Source organism: Halomonas lysinitropha (assembly GCF_902500215.1).
Classification (GTDB): Bacteria; Pseudomonadota; Gammaproteobacteria; order Pseudomonadales; family Halomonadaceae; genus Halomonas; species Halomonas lysinitropha.
This window is the reverse complement of sequence record NZ_CABVOU010000015.1, coordinates 107,676-121,975: the sequence shown is the minus strand read 5'-3', so window position 1 is coordinate 121,975 and position 14,300 is coordinate 107,676. Positions and strand designations below refer to the sequence as shown.

Annotated in this window: 13 protein-coding genes; 4 read left to right on the top strand and 9 right to left on the bottom strand. The window is 65.9% G+C overall.

The window, feature by feature from the left end:
- From ubiA to phoR, 3 genes are all read left to right on the top strand, one after another.
- Positions 1 to 897, top strand: a complete 897-nt coding sequence (ubiA, locus tag HALO32_RS01650; protein WP_151442046.1) for a 4-hydroxybenzoate octaprenyltransferase — start codon at positions 1 to 3, stop codon at positions 895 to 897.
- A gap of 87 nt (positions 898 to 984) precedes the next feature.
- Positions 985 to 1,674, top strand: coding sequence for a phosphate regulon transcriptional regulator PhoB (gene phoB, locus HALO32_RS01645; RefSeq protein WP_151442045.1), 690 nt, complete (start codon positions 985 to 987; stop codon positions 1,672 to 1,674).
- 1 nt (position 1,675) lies between these two features.
- Positions 1,676 to 2,989 (top strand): phosphate regulon sensor histidine kinase PhoR, encoded by a 1,314-nt coding sequence (gene phoR, locus HALO32_RS01640; protein WP_151442044.1) that lies wholly within the window; start codon positions 1,676 to 1,678, stop codon positions 2,987 to 2,989.
- Here the strand turns inward: phoR and cysZ are convergent.
- From cysZ to HALO32_RS01610, 6 genes are all read right to left on the bottom strand, one after another.
- Positions 2,977 to 3,729 (bottom strand): sulfate transporter CysZ, encoded by a 753-nt coding sequence (cysZ, locus tag HALO32_RS01635; RefSeq protein ID WP_151442043.1) that lies wholly within the window; start codon positions 3,727 to 3,729, stop codon positions 2,977 to 2,979. The two genes, phoR and cysZ, sit on opposite strands and share 13 nt — an antisense overlap.
- An 83-nt stretch (positions 3,730 to 3,812) precedes the next feature.
- Positions 3,813 to 4,541 (bottom strand): phosphate signaling complex protein PhoU, encoded by a 729-nt coding sequence (gene phoU, locus HALO32_RS01630; RefSeq protein WP_151442042.1) that lies wholly within the window; start codon positions 4,539 to 4,541, stop codon positions 3,813 to 3,815.
- 24 nt (positions 4,542 to 4,565) lie between these two features.
- On the bottom strand, positions 4,566 to 5,384 hold the full coding sequence (gene pstB, locus HALO32_RS01625) for a phosphate ABC transporter ATP-binding protein PstB (RefSeq protein WP_151442041.1): 819 nt from the start codon (positions 5,382 to 5,384) through the stop codon (positions 4,566 to 4,568).
- Positions 5,385 to 5,416: 32 nt separating this feature from the next.
- Positions 5,417 to 6,964 (bottom strand): phosphate ABC transporter permease PstA, encoded by a 1,548-nt coding sequence (gene pstA / locus HALO32_RS01620; protein WP_225809641.1) that lies wholly within the window; start codon positions 6,962 to 6,964, stop codon positions 5,417 to 5,419.
- Positions 6,961 to 8,184: an ABC transporter permease subunit gene (locus HALO32_RS01615; protein WP_151442040.1), complete on the bottom strand. Its 1,224-nt coding sequence runs from the start codon at positions 8,182 to 8,184 to the stop codon at positions 6,961 to 6,963. Before HALO32_RS01615 ends, pstA begins: the two co-directional genes overlap by 4 nt.
- 69 nt (positions 8,185 to 8,253) lie before the next feature.
- Positions 8,254 to 9,198, bottom strand: a complete 945-nt coding sequence (locus HALO32_RS01610) for a phosphate ABC transporter substrate-binding protein (protein ID WP_151442039.1) — start codon at positions 9,196 to 9,198, stop codon at positions 8,254 to 8,256.
- Positions 9,199 to 9,334: 136 nt separating this feature from the next.
- On the opposite strand from HALO32_RS01610, the gene HALO32_RS01605 reads away from it, so the two are divergent.
- Positions 9,335 to 9,742 (top strand): acyl-CoA thioesterase, encoded by a 408-nt coding sequence (locus HALO32_RS01605; protein WP_151442038.1) that lies wholly within the window; start codon positions 9,335 to 9,337, stop codon positions 9,740 to 9,742.
- 88 nt (positions 9,743 to 9,830) lie between these two features.
- Here HALO32_RS01605 and HALO32_RS01600 read toward each other — a convergent pair whose 3' ends face one another.
- From HALO32_RS01600 to hexR, 3 genes are all read right to left on the bottom strand, one after another.
- On the bottom strand, positions 9,831 to 10,931 hold the full coding sequence (locus HALO32_RS01600) for a TRAP transporter substrate-binding protein (protein ID WP_151442037.1): 1,101 nt from the start codon (positions 10,929 to 10,931) through the stop codon (positions 9,831 to 9,833).
- 129 nt (positions 10,932 to 11,060) lie between these two features.
- Positions 11,061 to 13,268, bottom strand: a complete 2,208-nt coding sequence (gene uvrD, locus HALO32_RS01595; protein WP_151442036.1) for a DNA helicase II — start codon at positions 13,266 to 13,268, stop codon at positions 11,061 to 11,063.
- Between the two features lie 46 nt (positions 13,269 to 13,314).
- Positions 13,315 to 14,178, bottom strand: coding sequence for a transcriptional regulator HexR (gene hexR / locus HALO32_RS01590; protein ID WP_151442035.1), 864 nt, complete (start codon positions 14,176 to 14,178; stop codon positions 13,315 to 13,317).
- Positions 14,179 to 14,300: the final 122 nt, after the last annotated feature.

Below are 14,300 nucleotides of genomic sequence, written 5' to 3'. Positions count from 1 at the left end.
ATGGATCGATCCCTGATGCACCCCAGGGGCCTGGCCCGGGTGCCCGACTTCCTGCACCTGACCCGCCTCGACCGTCCTATCGGCACCTGGCTGTTGATGTGGCCCACCCTCTGGGCCCTGTGGGTCGCCGCCGAGGGCATTCCCGGCCGCCAGGTGTTGCTGATCTTCGTCGCCGGCGTCTACCTGATGCGCGCCGCCGGCTGCGTGGTCAACGACTACGCCGACCGCCACTTCGACGGCCACGTCAAGCGCACCCGGAATCGCCCGCTGGCGACCGGCCGGATCAGCGAGGGAGAGGCCCAGGCGCTGTTCCTGATACTGGTGCTGGCCGCCTTCGTGCTGGTCTGGTTCACCAACCTCTTCACGGTGATGCTCTCGGTGGTGGGGGTGGTCCTGGCCTTCATCTACCCCTTCATGAAGCGCTACACCCACCTGCCCCAGGCGTTCCTCGGCGCGGCCTTCTCCTGGGCGATTCCCATGGCCTTCGGCGCCGTGCTGGGCACGCTGCCGCCGGTCGCCTGGCTGCTCTTCGCCGCCAACGTGGCCTGGACGGTGGCCTATGACACCGAGTACGCCATGGTCGACCGCGAGGACGACCTGAAGATCGGCATCAAGTCCACTGCCGTGCTGTTCGGCCATGCCGACCGGCTGATGATCGGCCTGCTGCAGGGCCTGACCCTGGCGCTTCTGGCTTGGGCCGGATCGCTGCTCGCCCTGGGCGGCTTTTTCTGGCTGGGGCTAGCCGCCATGGCGGCGACCTTCGTGCATCAGCAGCTCCTGATTCGCGAACGCGACCGCGACCGCTGCTTCCAGGCCTTCCTCAACAACCACTGGTCGGGCCTGCTGGTCTTCGCCGGCATCGCACTCTCCCTGTGGCCGGTAGGAAATGGCGGCTGAGCGCGCGACAGCTCGGGCCTGTCACGCTATCGTCATGTTGATGTGCTGTCATCGTCATCGATCTGTCATTGACCACGAGGCTCCGGGATGACCGCCAAGACCGTACTGATCGTCGATGATGAAGCGCCGATCCGCGAGATGATCGCGGTGGCGCTGGAGATGGCCGACTATGGCGTCCTCGAGGCGGACAATGCCCAGGATGCTCACGCCATGGTGGTCGACCACCAGCCCGACCTGGTGCTGCTCGACTGGATGATGCCCGGCACCAGCGGCATCGAGCTGGCGCGAAGACTGAAGCGCGAGGAGGCCACCGCCGAGTTGCCGATCATCATGCTCACCGCCAAGGGCGAGGAGGACAACAAGATCCTGGGGCTCGAGGCCGGAGCCGACGACTACATCACCAAGCCCTTCTCGCCGCGGGAGCTGGTGGCGCGCCTCAAGGCGGTGCTGCGGCGTACCACGCCGCGGGGGGTCGAGGATCCGGTGGAGGTTGGCGGGCTACTGCTTGACCCGGTCAGCCACCGGGTCACCATCGACGGCCGGTCGCTGGAAATGGGGCCCACCGAGTACCGCCTGCTGCAGTTCTTCATGACTCACCAGGAACGGGCCTATACCCGGGGTCAGCTGCTCGACCAGGTGTGGGGCGGCAATGTCTATGTCGAGGAGCGTACCGTGGATGTGCATATCCGCCGCCTGCGCAAGGCGCTGGGCGAACCCCACCACCAGCTGATCCAGACCGTGCGTGGCACCGGCTACCGGTTCTCCGCCAAGGGCTGACGTGGGGCGGCTCTGGCGACGTGAATTCGGGCGCCTGGCGACTCTGGTCGCCGCCGGGGCCCTGGTCGGCTGGCCCTTCTCTGCCATTCCGATCGGCATCGCCGCCGGCCTGCTGTTCTGCCTGGCCTTTCACCTGCGTCAGCTCCATGCCCTGCATCAGTGGCTCACCCTGCGGCCTCAGGAGGAGCCCCCCGCCGCCAGCGGCCTGTGGGGCGAGCTGTTCGACCGTCTCTATCGCTACCAGAAACGCCAGCGCCTCACCCAGCAGCGGTTAAGGGCCACCCTGCAGCGCATTCAGGAGTCCTCCGAGGCGATGCGCGACAGCGTGGTGATGCTCGACCGCCACGGCGACCTGGAGTGGTGGAACAGCGCTGCGGAACGCATGCTGGGCCTCAAGCCCCAGCTCGATCGCGGCCAGCACATCACCAACCTGCTGCGTGACCCGCGCTTCGTCGACTATTTTCATGGCCGCGACTATCGCGAGCCGCTGACCCTGCCCTCGCCCATCGATGAGTCACTGATCCTGCAGTTCCAGATCACCCTCTACGGTGACGACGAGCGCCTGGTGATGGCCCGCGACATCACCCGACTGCACCGCCTGGAACAGATGCGCCGCGACTTCGTGGCCAACGTCTCTCATGAGCTGAGGACCCCGCTGACCGTGTTGGCCGGCTACCTGGAGACCTATACGGACATGGCCGGCCAGTTGCCACCCAGGATGGGCCGCGGCCTGTCACAGATGAAGGCCCAGACCGACCGGATGCAGAATCTGGTCAACGATCTGCTTCTGCTGTCACGATTGGAGATCGACCAGGGCGGGCGCGATGATGCCCCCCTGGCGATGGGCGAGCTGCTCGAATCCGTTCAGAATGACGCCGTGGCGCTCTCGGAGGGTCGCCAGTCGATCAGGGTGGAAGTCGAGGAGTCTCGCGCTCTGTTCGGCAGCGAACAGGAGATACGCAGCACTCTCTCCAACCTGGCCTTCAATGCCGTGCGTTATGCCGGGGAGGGACGCCATATCGTGCTGCGCTGGCGCCCCCACGGCGAAGGCGCCTGCCTGGAGGTGGAGGACGACGGCGAGGGTATCGACCCGGTGCACCTGCCGCGCCTCACCGAGCGCTTCTATCGGGTCGACAAGGGCCGCAGCACCGCCACCGGCGGCACCGGCCTGGGGCTGGCCATCGTCAAGCACGTGCTGCTGCGCCACGACGCCCGCCTGGAGATCGACTCCCGGCCCGGGCGCGGTGCCACCTTCCGCTGCCTGTTCCCTGCCGAGCGCCTGCGCCACACGACCGACAACGTTCAACCTGCCTGAGGAGGGCGGCCCGGTGCCGTGTCGGACTCGACGCCGCGGTAGTGACGCTCCCACATCAGCACCGCGGCGGCCACGGCACCGGGCAGCAGGAAGAGGTTGGCCAGGGGGATCCAGGTGATCAGGGTCACCCAGCCGCCATAGGTGAGGGTGGGCCACCAGCGAGCCTTCAGCCGGCGCCGCATGTCGGCGAAGCTGACCTTGTTGTTGTCCATGGGGTAGTCGAGGTAGGTGATCGCCATGATCCAGGCCGAGAAGGCCGCCCATAGCAGGGGCGCTACCAGGTTGACCACCGGGATCCAGCTGAGCACGAGGAGCAGAGCCATTCGCGGCAGGATGTAGGCCAGCTTGACGAGTTCACGTCCCAGGGCATCCACGGCGGTTTTCACCAGACCACGGTCGTCCAGCGGCGGCCGACTGGTCGCCTCCTGCTCCACCCGGGCGGCCAGGAAGCCGTAGAAGGGCGCGGCGACGAGATGGGTCACCAGGGTGAAGGTGAAGAAAACGATCAGCACCAGGCTGAGCACGAAGAGCGGCCATATCAGCCAGGAGAGCCAGTCCAGCCAGGCGGGCACCATGGCCATCCAGCCGTCCAGCCAGCCGCCGAAGTGGCCCAGCACGTACCAGAGCATGGCAGCGTAGACCAGCAGGTTGACGACTATCGGCAGGAACACGAAGCGCCGCAGGCCGCGGGAGTAGACCAGGCGGGTTCCGCGGGTCAGCGCCGTGAAGGCATCGAGCATCCGTCATCTCCTCATGTCACACAGCAGGCCGCCGCCCGACAGGGCAGCGGCCTGCGTCATTGAGGGTCAAACGATGGTCGCGGTCAACTCTTGCCCTCGAGCATATCCTTGTCGAGGTCCTCAGGGTCGGTATGGCGGATATCGAGCCCCTTGACCAGATAGACGACGTACTCGGCCAGGTTGTTGGCGTGGTCACCGATACGCTCGAGGGCACGCAGGATCCACATCACGCTGAGGACCGAGGAGATCGAGCGGGCATCCTCCATCATGAAGGTCATCAGCGAGCGCATGGCGCTGCGGTACTCGTTGTCGACCTCGTCGTCCTCGTGGACCAGCTTGAGCGCCAGCTCGGTATCCAGGCGGGCGAAGGAGGTCAGGGCATCGCGTACCATGCGACGCACATGCTCGCTGATCATGCGCACTTCGACGAAGCCGCGATTGCCGTTGTCCGCCTCGATCAGATCGATGGCATTGCGGGCGATCTTGCTCGCCTCGTCGCCGATACGTTCCAGGTCGGACGCGGCGCGAATCACTGCCAGAACCAGGCGCAGATCGGAGGCGGTGGGCTGGCGACGCGCCAGCACCTGGGTGCACTCCTCATCGATCTTGATCTGCATGTCGTTGACCGCACGGTCATTGGCAACCACCCGCTCGGCCAGCGAGGAGTCATGGTCGAGCAGGGCACCTACGGCGTCCTGGACCTGCTTCTCGACCAGGCCCCCCATGGCCATCAAGTGGGTCTTGAGCTCGTCGAGCTCCTGGTTGAACTGCCGCGAGATATGCTGGCTGTGGATATCGCTGGTAATGTCCATGGGACCTCTCCTTGGGGCAGACCATCAGGCCATGCGCCCGGTGATGTAGTTCTCGGTTCGTCGCAGGCGCGGGTTGGTGAAGAGGGTATCGGTGGGGCCATATTCCACCAGCTCACCGTCCTGCAGGAAGGCGGTATAGTCGGAGACTCGCGCCGCCTGTTGCATATTGTGGGTGACCAGCACCAGGGTCAGGTGCGACTTCAGGTTGCAGATCAGTTCCTCGATCTTCAGCGTGGAGATGGGGTCCAGGGCGGAGGCCGGTTCGTCGAGCAGCAGCACCTCGGGACTCACCGCCAGGGTGCGGGCGATCACCAGGCGCTGCTGCTGGCCCCCGGAGAGCGACCAGGCCGAGGCGCGCAGACGGTCCTTCACTTCATCCCACAGCGCCGCCGAGCGCAGCGCCCACTCGATGATGTCGTCGCGCTTGCGCTTGCTCAGTCCCCCCTGGAGGCGCAGGCCGAAGGCCACGTTGTCATGGATCGACATGGGGAAGGGGTTGGGCGCCTGGAACACCATTCCCACTCGTCGACGCAGTTCCGACACCGCCACGCCCGGCGCATGGATATCCTGGCCCTCTAGCAGCACCTCCCCCTCGCGAACTACCTCGTCATTGAGATCATGAAGGCGGTTGAGAACGCGGAGCAGGGTCGACTTGCCACAGCCGGAAGGCCCGATAAAAGCCGTCACCCGGTGACGCGGTATGCGCAGCGTCAGGTTGCGCAGCGCCGGCTTGCCCCCATAGGCGAGACTCAGCTCCCGAATGGCCAGGCTGCTGGCTTCAGGAGAAAAGTCGATGACCGCCGCCGGGGCGGGCGACGGACGCAGGTCATGGGCGAATGACATCGAGGCTCCCGGGTGGCGCAACGGTGCAGGGCTCATCGACGGCCGAGCACCCCGTGACGCGTACTGAGATGATGACGCAGAAATATTGCAGTCAGGTTAAGCACCAGGATCACCAGCACCAGCAGCAGCGCCGTGGCATAGACCAGCGGCATCGCCGCCTGGACATCGCCACCGTGCAAGGCCGCGTCAAAGACATGATACCCCAGGTGCATGAACTTCCTGTCAAGATGCAGAAAGGGGAAGTCACCGTCCACCGGCACCTGGGGGGCCAGCTTGGCTACACCCACCAGCATCAGGGGCGCCACTTCTCCGGCGGCACGGGCCACGGCCAGGATCACCCCGGTGAGCATCGCTGGCGTGGCCATGGGCAACACGACCCGGGTGAGCATCTCCAGCCGGGTGGCGCCCAGTGCCAGCGCCCCCTCCCGCTGCTGGTCGGGAATCCTTGCCAGCCCCTCCTCGGTGGCCACGATCACCACCGGCAGGGTCAGCAGGGCCAGAGTCAGGGAGGCCCACAGCAGTCCCCCGGTGCCGAAAGTCGGCGAGGGCAGGGCCGCGTCGAAGAACCACTCGTCCAGGGTGCCGCCGATGCCATAGACAAAGACGCCCAGGCCGAAGACGCCATAGACGATAGACGGCACCCCGGCGAGGTTGCGCACGGCAATTCTTACCAGCCGCGTCAGTCGACCCTGGTGGGCCACCTCGTTGAGGTAGATGGCCGCGAGCACCCCGAAGGGGGTCACCAGGATCGACATCAGCATCACCATCAGCACGGTGCCGAAGATCGCCGGCCAGACGCCGCCGGCGGTATTGGCCGCCCGCGGCCCCTCCGAGAGGAAGCGCCAGACACCCTCTCCCCAGGCGATGATCTTGTCGAGCGGCGACATGGCGTTAGGACGCCGCGCCCGCACTACCTGCTCCAGCGGCACCGTCAACCGCTCGCCGTCGGCGGTCGTGAGGGTCAGCTGGCCGCCTTCCATGGCCGCCTGCAACTCGCGCAGCCGGGCATTGGCGATGGCCAGTTCGCGACCCACGTCGCCCCCCGCCTCGAGGGCCCGGACACGCGGGAGGATGACCTCGTCGCGCAGGGTGTCGAGGGCCTGGCGCAGAGACGTCAGCTCGGCCAGCCTCGCCTCGAGGGCCGCCCAGGCGGCCTCGCCCTCGACACGCTCTCCTGTCTCGCTCTCCAGCGCCGTGAGTCGACCGATCGCCTCCCCCCAGCGGCGGCGCTCAAGCACCACCATATCACGCGGCTTGCTGACCGCTGCGATGGCCGACACCGCCACCCAGTCCCAGCGGGTACCGTCCAGGTCGCGGTTGCCGGTCCGATAGAGCCGTTCACGTCCCGTCTCCTTCGGCAGCGGGACCTCCTGAACCCGCTCGCCGGCGAGTTGTCGGCCATCCTCGAGCATCACCAGGGCCACGTCGGCGGGCCAGAAGTGCCCCAGGCCGCGAATCGCCAACAGCGCCAATAGCGCCAATAGCGCCAATAGCGAGAACGCCACGCTACCGGCCGCCAGCCAGGCGCCGGGGCCTTCGCCGCGGAACACACGCATCCGGGAGTCGGACTCCAAGCTCATGCCCCGCCCCCCAGGCGCCGGTAGCGTCGGCGCAAGCGAGTCCGTACCAGCTCGGCCAGGGTATTGACCAGGAAGGTAAAGACGAACAGCAGCAGGGCCGCCAGCAGCAGCAGTCGATAATGCGGGCCACCCGGGCCCGCCTCCGGCAGCTCGATGGCGATGGTGGCCGCCAGAGAGCGCAGCCCATCCAGGGGGTTCCAGGTCATCAGGGCCGCATTGCCGCTGGCCATCAACACGATCATGGTCTCGCCTACGGCCCGCCCGGCACCGATCATCACCGCCGAGAAGATACCGGGAGACGCCGCCGGCAGTACCACCCGCCACAGGGTCTGCCAGCGAGTCGCTCCCAGTGCCTGGGCACCCTCCGCGAGGCTTCGCGGCACACCCGAGAGGGCGTCCTCGGCCAGGGCATAGACACTGGGCATGACGGCAAAGCCCATGGCCATACCGACGATCATGGCGTTGCGAACGGCGATGTCGAGACCCAGACGAGCCTCCAGCCAGTGGCGCAGGTCACCGTCGAACGCCCAGGCCTCGAGCCAGGGCGAGAGTGCCTGTGCGACGACCACCATCAGCAGCAGCCAGGGCAGCAGCCACAGGCCCGCCCAGCCCAGCGGCATCACCTGCTGCAGGCGCGGAGGCAGGCACGACCAGAGGCTGCCGGCGAGCAGCAGTCCGGGTACCAGCAGCAGCAACATGGCAAGAACATCGGCCAGATGGCGCTCCACCCAGGGGGCGAGCACAAGGCCGGCGACGAAGCCGATCACCACCCCGGGTAGGGCCTCCATCAGCTCCAGCGTCGGCTTCAGGTGGCTGCGCAGGCGCGACGACATGAACAAGGCCGAGTGAGAGGCCGCACCCAGGGCCAATGGCACGGCGATCAGCAGGGCCCAGGCCGCCGCCTCCAGGGTACCCCAGGCCAGGGGCACCAGGCTGACCCGGGGCGATTCGCCTTCTACCAGGCTGGCTGTCGGATCCCAGCGATGGCCGACCGAGTCATCCCCCCCCGCCAGGGGCGACCAGAGGGTCTCCGGGCTGACCACCTGCGTCGCTCCGGTGGCCCAGAACAGCGGCACCACCTCGACCACCAGGAAGACCCCGATGGCCAGCAGCGCCAGAATCACCCCGATGCCGCCCGCGGTGACCAGGACGGTGGCCAGTCGGTCGCGCCCCTGACGCAGGCGACGTCGAACGAAAAGTGGAGGGGACGTGTCGGTCATGACCGGACCTGCGCGGAACAAGGGGCTAACGGAACCATACGACAGTGTAATGACAACGAGATGACAGTTTCAGCGACCGGCCTCGTCCAACCCCAGCTCACGTCGCTGGTGCAGGCGTCTCCTCTCGAGAAGCGCCACGAACCCCAGCTCCTCGACGATCGACTGACCGTCCGGCGACAGTACCATGTCGAGGAAGGCACGCTCGGCGGCCGGCAGGGACTCACCGGGGGGCAGGTTGAGATAGAGATAGAGATTCCGGGACAGCGCATAGTCGCCGCGCTGAACCGCTTCGGGGTCAGGAAGGTGGCGCTTCCCGTCGGCATCTCGGAGGGCCAGGGCCTTCACACCTGGCGTGAGGTGGTTGAGCCCGGCATAGCCGATGGCCCGCGGATCCTCTGCCACCGCTGCCACCACCGCAGCGGACCCCGGATGCTCGTTGACCTCGGGACGAAAGTAACCATCACAGAGCCCGAGCTGTCGGAACAGCCCATGAGTACCGGATGCCGCATTGCGGCCATGCAAACGAATACGCCCCGCGGGTCTGTCGAGTCCCAGCTGTTGCCAGCGGTGAACCCCTTCGCCTGCACCGCAGCGCCGGGAATCGGAAAAGATGGCATCCAGCTCAGGCCTTTCCAGGCTCTCCAGGGGGTTGTGGCGATGGACCACGACCACCAGTGCATCCCGGGCGACCGCCAGTTCACGCGGCGGATAGCCGTGTCGCTCGATAAAAGCCTGAAGCTCGGCCTCATTCATGGGGCGCGACATGGGCCCCAGCCGGGTGGTACCCGCCACCAGGGCCGGCGGCGCACTGGCCGACCCGCTGGCCTGGAGCTGCAGACGGATACCGGGGTACTGGCGGGTCAACGCCTCGCCCCAGCGCAGCATCAGCCCTGCCATGGTATCGGAACCCATGGTACCCAAGGTTCCCGCCACCTCCTGAGCCTGGGCAGGGAGGACGCTGAGCGGCGCCAGCAGCAGCCAGAAGACCAGACAATGACGCGGGGCAGCAGGCATGACAGCTTCCTCAATGAAGGGGAGAACCGGTCGGGCAAGGCATCTTGTCACAGTGGTGGTGAACCGATGGCCTCGCCATATACCATGACGGGCTGATCGACGCCCCACAACAACAACCCGAATCAATCAGGCTTCCATGATAGACATCGATGATATCCCCGCCCCCCAAGGACACTTGACCCTCAAGCAGCTGGCCAGCCGCCAGGAGACCAACCTGCACGGCGACATTCCCGGCGGCTGGCTGGTCGCCCGGATGGACCAGGCCGCCGAATTGGCTGCCGGCCGCGAGGCCCGGGGCCGCACCGCCACCGTGGCCATTGAGGCCATGGACTTCCTCTGCCCGGTACGTGTGGGCTCGATGGTCAACATCTTCACTCGGGTCAACGAGATCGGCCACAGTTCGATCAAGATCGACGTGGAAGTATGGATCCATGCCCTCCATGAGCGCGACCCCGATGAGCTGCACAAGGTCACCGAGGCCCGCTTCGTGATGGTTGCGCTGGACGACAATGGGCGGATTCGTGCCGTGCGTCAGGACGACTGACGCCATCGTCGAGCAATCGCGCCATGCCCCATAGTGAAAATGGGCGCCGCACGGGCGCCCATGACAAGCCAAGGGGAACGACCGGCCCTCAGACGCCAACCTCCTCGCGTGTCTTCAGGTAGGCGAACTCGCCCACGTCGGTAAAGCGCCGCACCTTCTGCTGGAAGGCGGTGTAGGAGTCATAAACCTTCTTCGACTCCGCGTCGGCTTCCACCTGATTCTCGAGCACCTCCTGGGAGGAGGCGTAGAGTGCTTTGAGAACCTCTTCCGGGAAGGTGCGCAGTTCCACGCCATGCTCGCTGACCAGGGTATCGAGCGCCTCGGCGTTGCGCACCGCAAATTCGCTGATCATCGCCAGGTTGGAGGCCATGGCCGCCTCGGTGACCACCGCCTTGAGGTCATCAGGCAGAGCATTCCAGGCATCCAGGTTGACGGTGCCCTCGAGGATGGCACTGGGCTCGTTCCAGGCCGACGTATAGTAGTACTTGGCCACCTGGTGAAGGCCAAAGGCCAGGTCATTGTAGGGGCCGACCCAGTCAGCGGCATCCAGTACACCGGTCTGCAGGGAGGTAAAGATCTCGGACCCCGGGGTGTTCACGGTGGTCACACCGATGCCGTTCATGGCCTCGCCGGCCAGGCCCGGCAGGCGCAGCTTGAGACCCTGCATGTCCTCCAGCGAGTTGATCTCCTTCTTGAACCAGCCGGCCATCTGGGTGCCGGTATTGCCTACCGGGAAGGGCTTGAGGTTGTGCTTGGCATACACCTCGTCCCACAGCTCCTGACCACCACCATAGTAGAGCCAGGCATTGGTCTCGGTGGTGTTCATGCCGAAGGGCACGGCGGTAAAAAACTGGGCGGCCAGGGTCTTGCCACGCCAGTAGTAGGAAGCGGAGTGGCCCATCTCGGCGGTACCCTGGGCCACCGCATCGAAGACCTCCATGGCGGGCACCAGTTCACCCGCGCCATGCACGCGTACTTTCATGCGACCACCGGAAAGGCGCTCGATGCGTGCAGCGAAATCATTGGCCCCGGTACCCAGCGCCGGAAAGTTCTTGGGCCAGGAGGTCACCATGTCCCAGGTAATGGTCTCCTGGGCGCTGGCGGTAGAAACGAAGGGGGCGGCGGCGACACCGGCGGCGCCGGCACCCAGGGTCTTGAGACTGTTCTTGAGAAAGAGGCGACGATGCATGCGAGCGTGACTCCATGATGATTGTTATATCCGCAACTCTTGCGGGCGCTGGACGATTCCACTCATGAGTATGCGTCAAGGCCGAATTGCCGGGCAAGTGCCTGCACCTGACGTCAACGTCAACGAAAATCAGAGAGGCGTCAGCTTGGCGAACCCCAGCACCAGCCACTTGTCGCCCTCACCCTCGAAGCTGACCTGGACCCGGGCACGCTCGCCTTCCCCCTCGGCGTTGAGAATCACCCCCTCGCCGAACACCGGGTGACTGACCCGCTGACCCAGCGAGAGCGAAGGCAGTTCATCGCCTCCGTTGACCGAGGCCTGCCGTGACAACCCCACTGCCGGCCGTCCGGCCGTCACAGGCCGGGAGATCTGACCACGCAGCCGCACCTCCTCGAGGGTCTCCTCGGGCAACTCTCGCAGGAAACGCGAGGCGCGCTGGAAGGTCTCCTTGCCGTGAAGCCGACGCAGCTCGGCATGAGTCAGGTAGAGCTTGCGCATGGCACGGGTCAGGCCCACGTAGCAGAGCCGCCGCTCCTCCTCCAGGCGACCCGGCTCTTCCATGGACATCTTGTGCGGAAACAGGCCCTCCTCGACCCCGGCGATGAATACCACCGGGAACTCCAGGCCCTTGGCCGAGTGCAGGGTCATCAGCTGCACGCAGTCCTCGAACTCGTCGGCCTCGTGGTCGCCGGCATTCAGCGCCGCCTCGGAGAGGAAGGCCTCAAGGGCCACCACCCCTTCACCGGCCTCGGGTGGCTCGAAGGTCTCGCCCTGGGTGAAGGCCTTGGCGGCGGTGACCAGTTCCTCGAGGTTCTCGACCCGAGCCTGCCCCTTCTCGCCCTTCTCGCTGCGGTGATGCTCGATCAGGCCGGACGTCTCGATGACGTGGTCGATGATCTCGTGGAGTGCCAAGCCGGCGGTGTCATTGTCGAGCCGCTCGATCAGATCGGCGAACGCACGCACCGCCGTGGCAGCCCGCCCCTTGAGCGAAGCATCCTGCAAGGCATCGTGAAGCCCCTGCCAGAGCGAGACCTCGGTCTGTCGGGCACGGGTACGCAGCACTTCCACGGTACGGGCGCCGATGCCCCGGGCCGGCACGTTGATCACCCGCTCCAGGGAGGCGTCGTCGTCACGATTGAGCAGCAGACGCAGGTAGGCCAGGGCATTCTTGATCTCCAGGCGCTCGTAGAAGCGCTGGCCGCCGTAGATGCGGTAGGGGACACCCTGGCGGATCAGGGTCTCCTCCAGCACCCGGGACTGGGCGTTGGAGCGGTAGAGGATGGCGATCTCGCGCCGCTTGGTGCCTTCCTCGACCTTCTCGCGGATGGTGTCGACGATGAAACGCGCCTCGTCCAGATCATTGAAGGCCGAGTAGACGGAGATTGGCTCGCCCCTGCCACCCTCTGTCCACAGCTCCTTGCCCATCCGTCCGGCGTTTTGGCGGATCAGGGCATTGGCAGCGTCAAGGATGGCGCTGGTAGAGCGGTAGTTCTGCTCCAGTCGCACGGTCCTGGTCGCCGGAAATTCCTGCTCGAAGCGCCGGATGTTCTCGATACGCGCCCCGCGCCAGCCATAGATCGACTGATCATCATCGCCCACCACGGTCATCGGGGTCTGCATGCCGGTGAGCAGCTTGAGCCAGGCATACTGCAGGGTATTGGTGTCCTGGAACTCGTCGACCAGCACATGACCGAAGCGCTCCTGGTAGTGGGCCAGCAGCGCCGGGTTATCGCGCAGGAGTTCCAGGCTGCGCAGCAGCAGTTCGCCGAAATCCACCAGGCCGCCACGCTCGCAGGTCAGCTGGTAGCGCTCGTAGAGCTCGACCATCTGGGCCAGGTAGGCGTCACCATGGGCATCGACCTGGTGGGGGCGTAGCCCCTCCTCCTTGCAGCCGGAGATGAACGACTGCACCTGACGCGGCGGGAAGCGCTCATCATCGATGCGGTGGTCCTTGAGCAGACGCTTGACCAGCCGTAGCTGGTCGTCGCTGTCAATGATCTGGAAGTGCTGGGGCAGCCGAGCGTCCTGCCAGTGGGTGCGCAGCAGGCGATGGGCGATGGAGTGGAAGGTCCCCACCCAGACATTGCGCAGGGAGATGCCCAGCAGGGCCTCCAGACGGGTGCGCATCTCGCGGGCCGCCTTGTTGGTGAAGGTCACGGCAAGCACGGCGTAGGGCGAGAGCCCCTCGGCCTGCATCAGCCAGGCGATGCGATGCACCAGCACCCGGGTCTTGCCGGAACCGGCACCCGCCAGCACCAGCATGTTGCCCTGGGGCGCGCTGACGGCCTCGCGCTGGGCCGGGTTCATCTGGTCGAGAATCGCCGTGACGTCGTCCATGGGGAAGGCATCGCTGCTCGGAAAATGGGCGGTCAGCTTAGCATTATCAGGGCTTTCCTTCCTGCTCCGGGAAGCGCAGCGGGTTGAGGCTCTTCTTCACTTCCCGGAGCTGCTCGGCGAGTTTCGGGCCACGGGTCTTGGCCACACCCACCGCCAGCACGTCGATCAGCACCAGGTGGGCGATGCGCGAGCTCATCGGGGTGTAGATCTCGGTGTCCTCGTGGACATCGATGTAGAGCGGCAGGGTGACCTCCTCGGCCAGCGGCGAACCGCTGGGGCAGAGGCCGATCACCGTGGCGCCCGTTTCGCGGGCCAGTCGCACGCTGGCCACCAGGGCCCGGGTGCGGCCGGTCTGGGAGATCGCCACCACCACGTCACCCTCGTTCAGGGTCACCGCCGACATGTTCTGCATGTGGGGGTCGGTATAGGCTGCAGTGGAAATCTGCAGGCGGAAGAACTTGTGCTGGGCATCGGACGCCACGGCCCCGGAGGCGCCAAAGCCGTAGAATTCCACCCGGTTGGCCATGGTCAGGACATTGATGGCCTGGCTAAGGGCCTGGTTGTCGAGTCGATCGCGGACCGACAGCAGGGTCCCCACGGTGGAATCGAAGATGCTCTGGGAGAATTCCGCCACCGAATCGCTGTCGTTCATCGAGAACTGGGCGAACTGGCTGCCCGAAGCGAGCATCTGCGCCAGCTGGAGCTTGAAGTCCTGGAAACCGTTGCACCCCAGGGCACGGCAGAAGCGCACCACGGTGGGCTCGCTGACCTTGGCCTCGGTGGCCAGATCGACGATGCGCATGTGGATCACTTCCTCGGGCTGGCGCAGCACGAAGCGCGCGACCTTCTGCTCGGAGCGGCGAAAGTGCTCCATGCGACGTCTCATCTCATCGAACAGGGCACGGCTCACACGGGACTCCTTGCGGACTGGCCATCCCGCGACGAAGGCGAGGCGGCAAAAAGATTCATGGACTGATGTTCACAGTATGCCCCAAGCCGGCGGCCGATGCGCCCTTCAACGCCAGCGCAGGG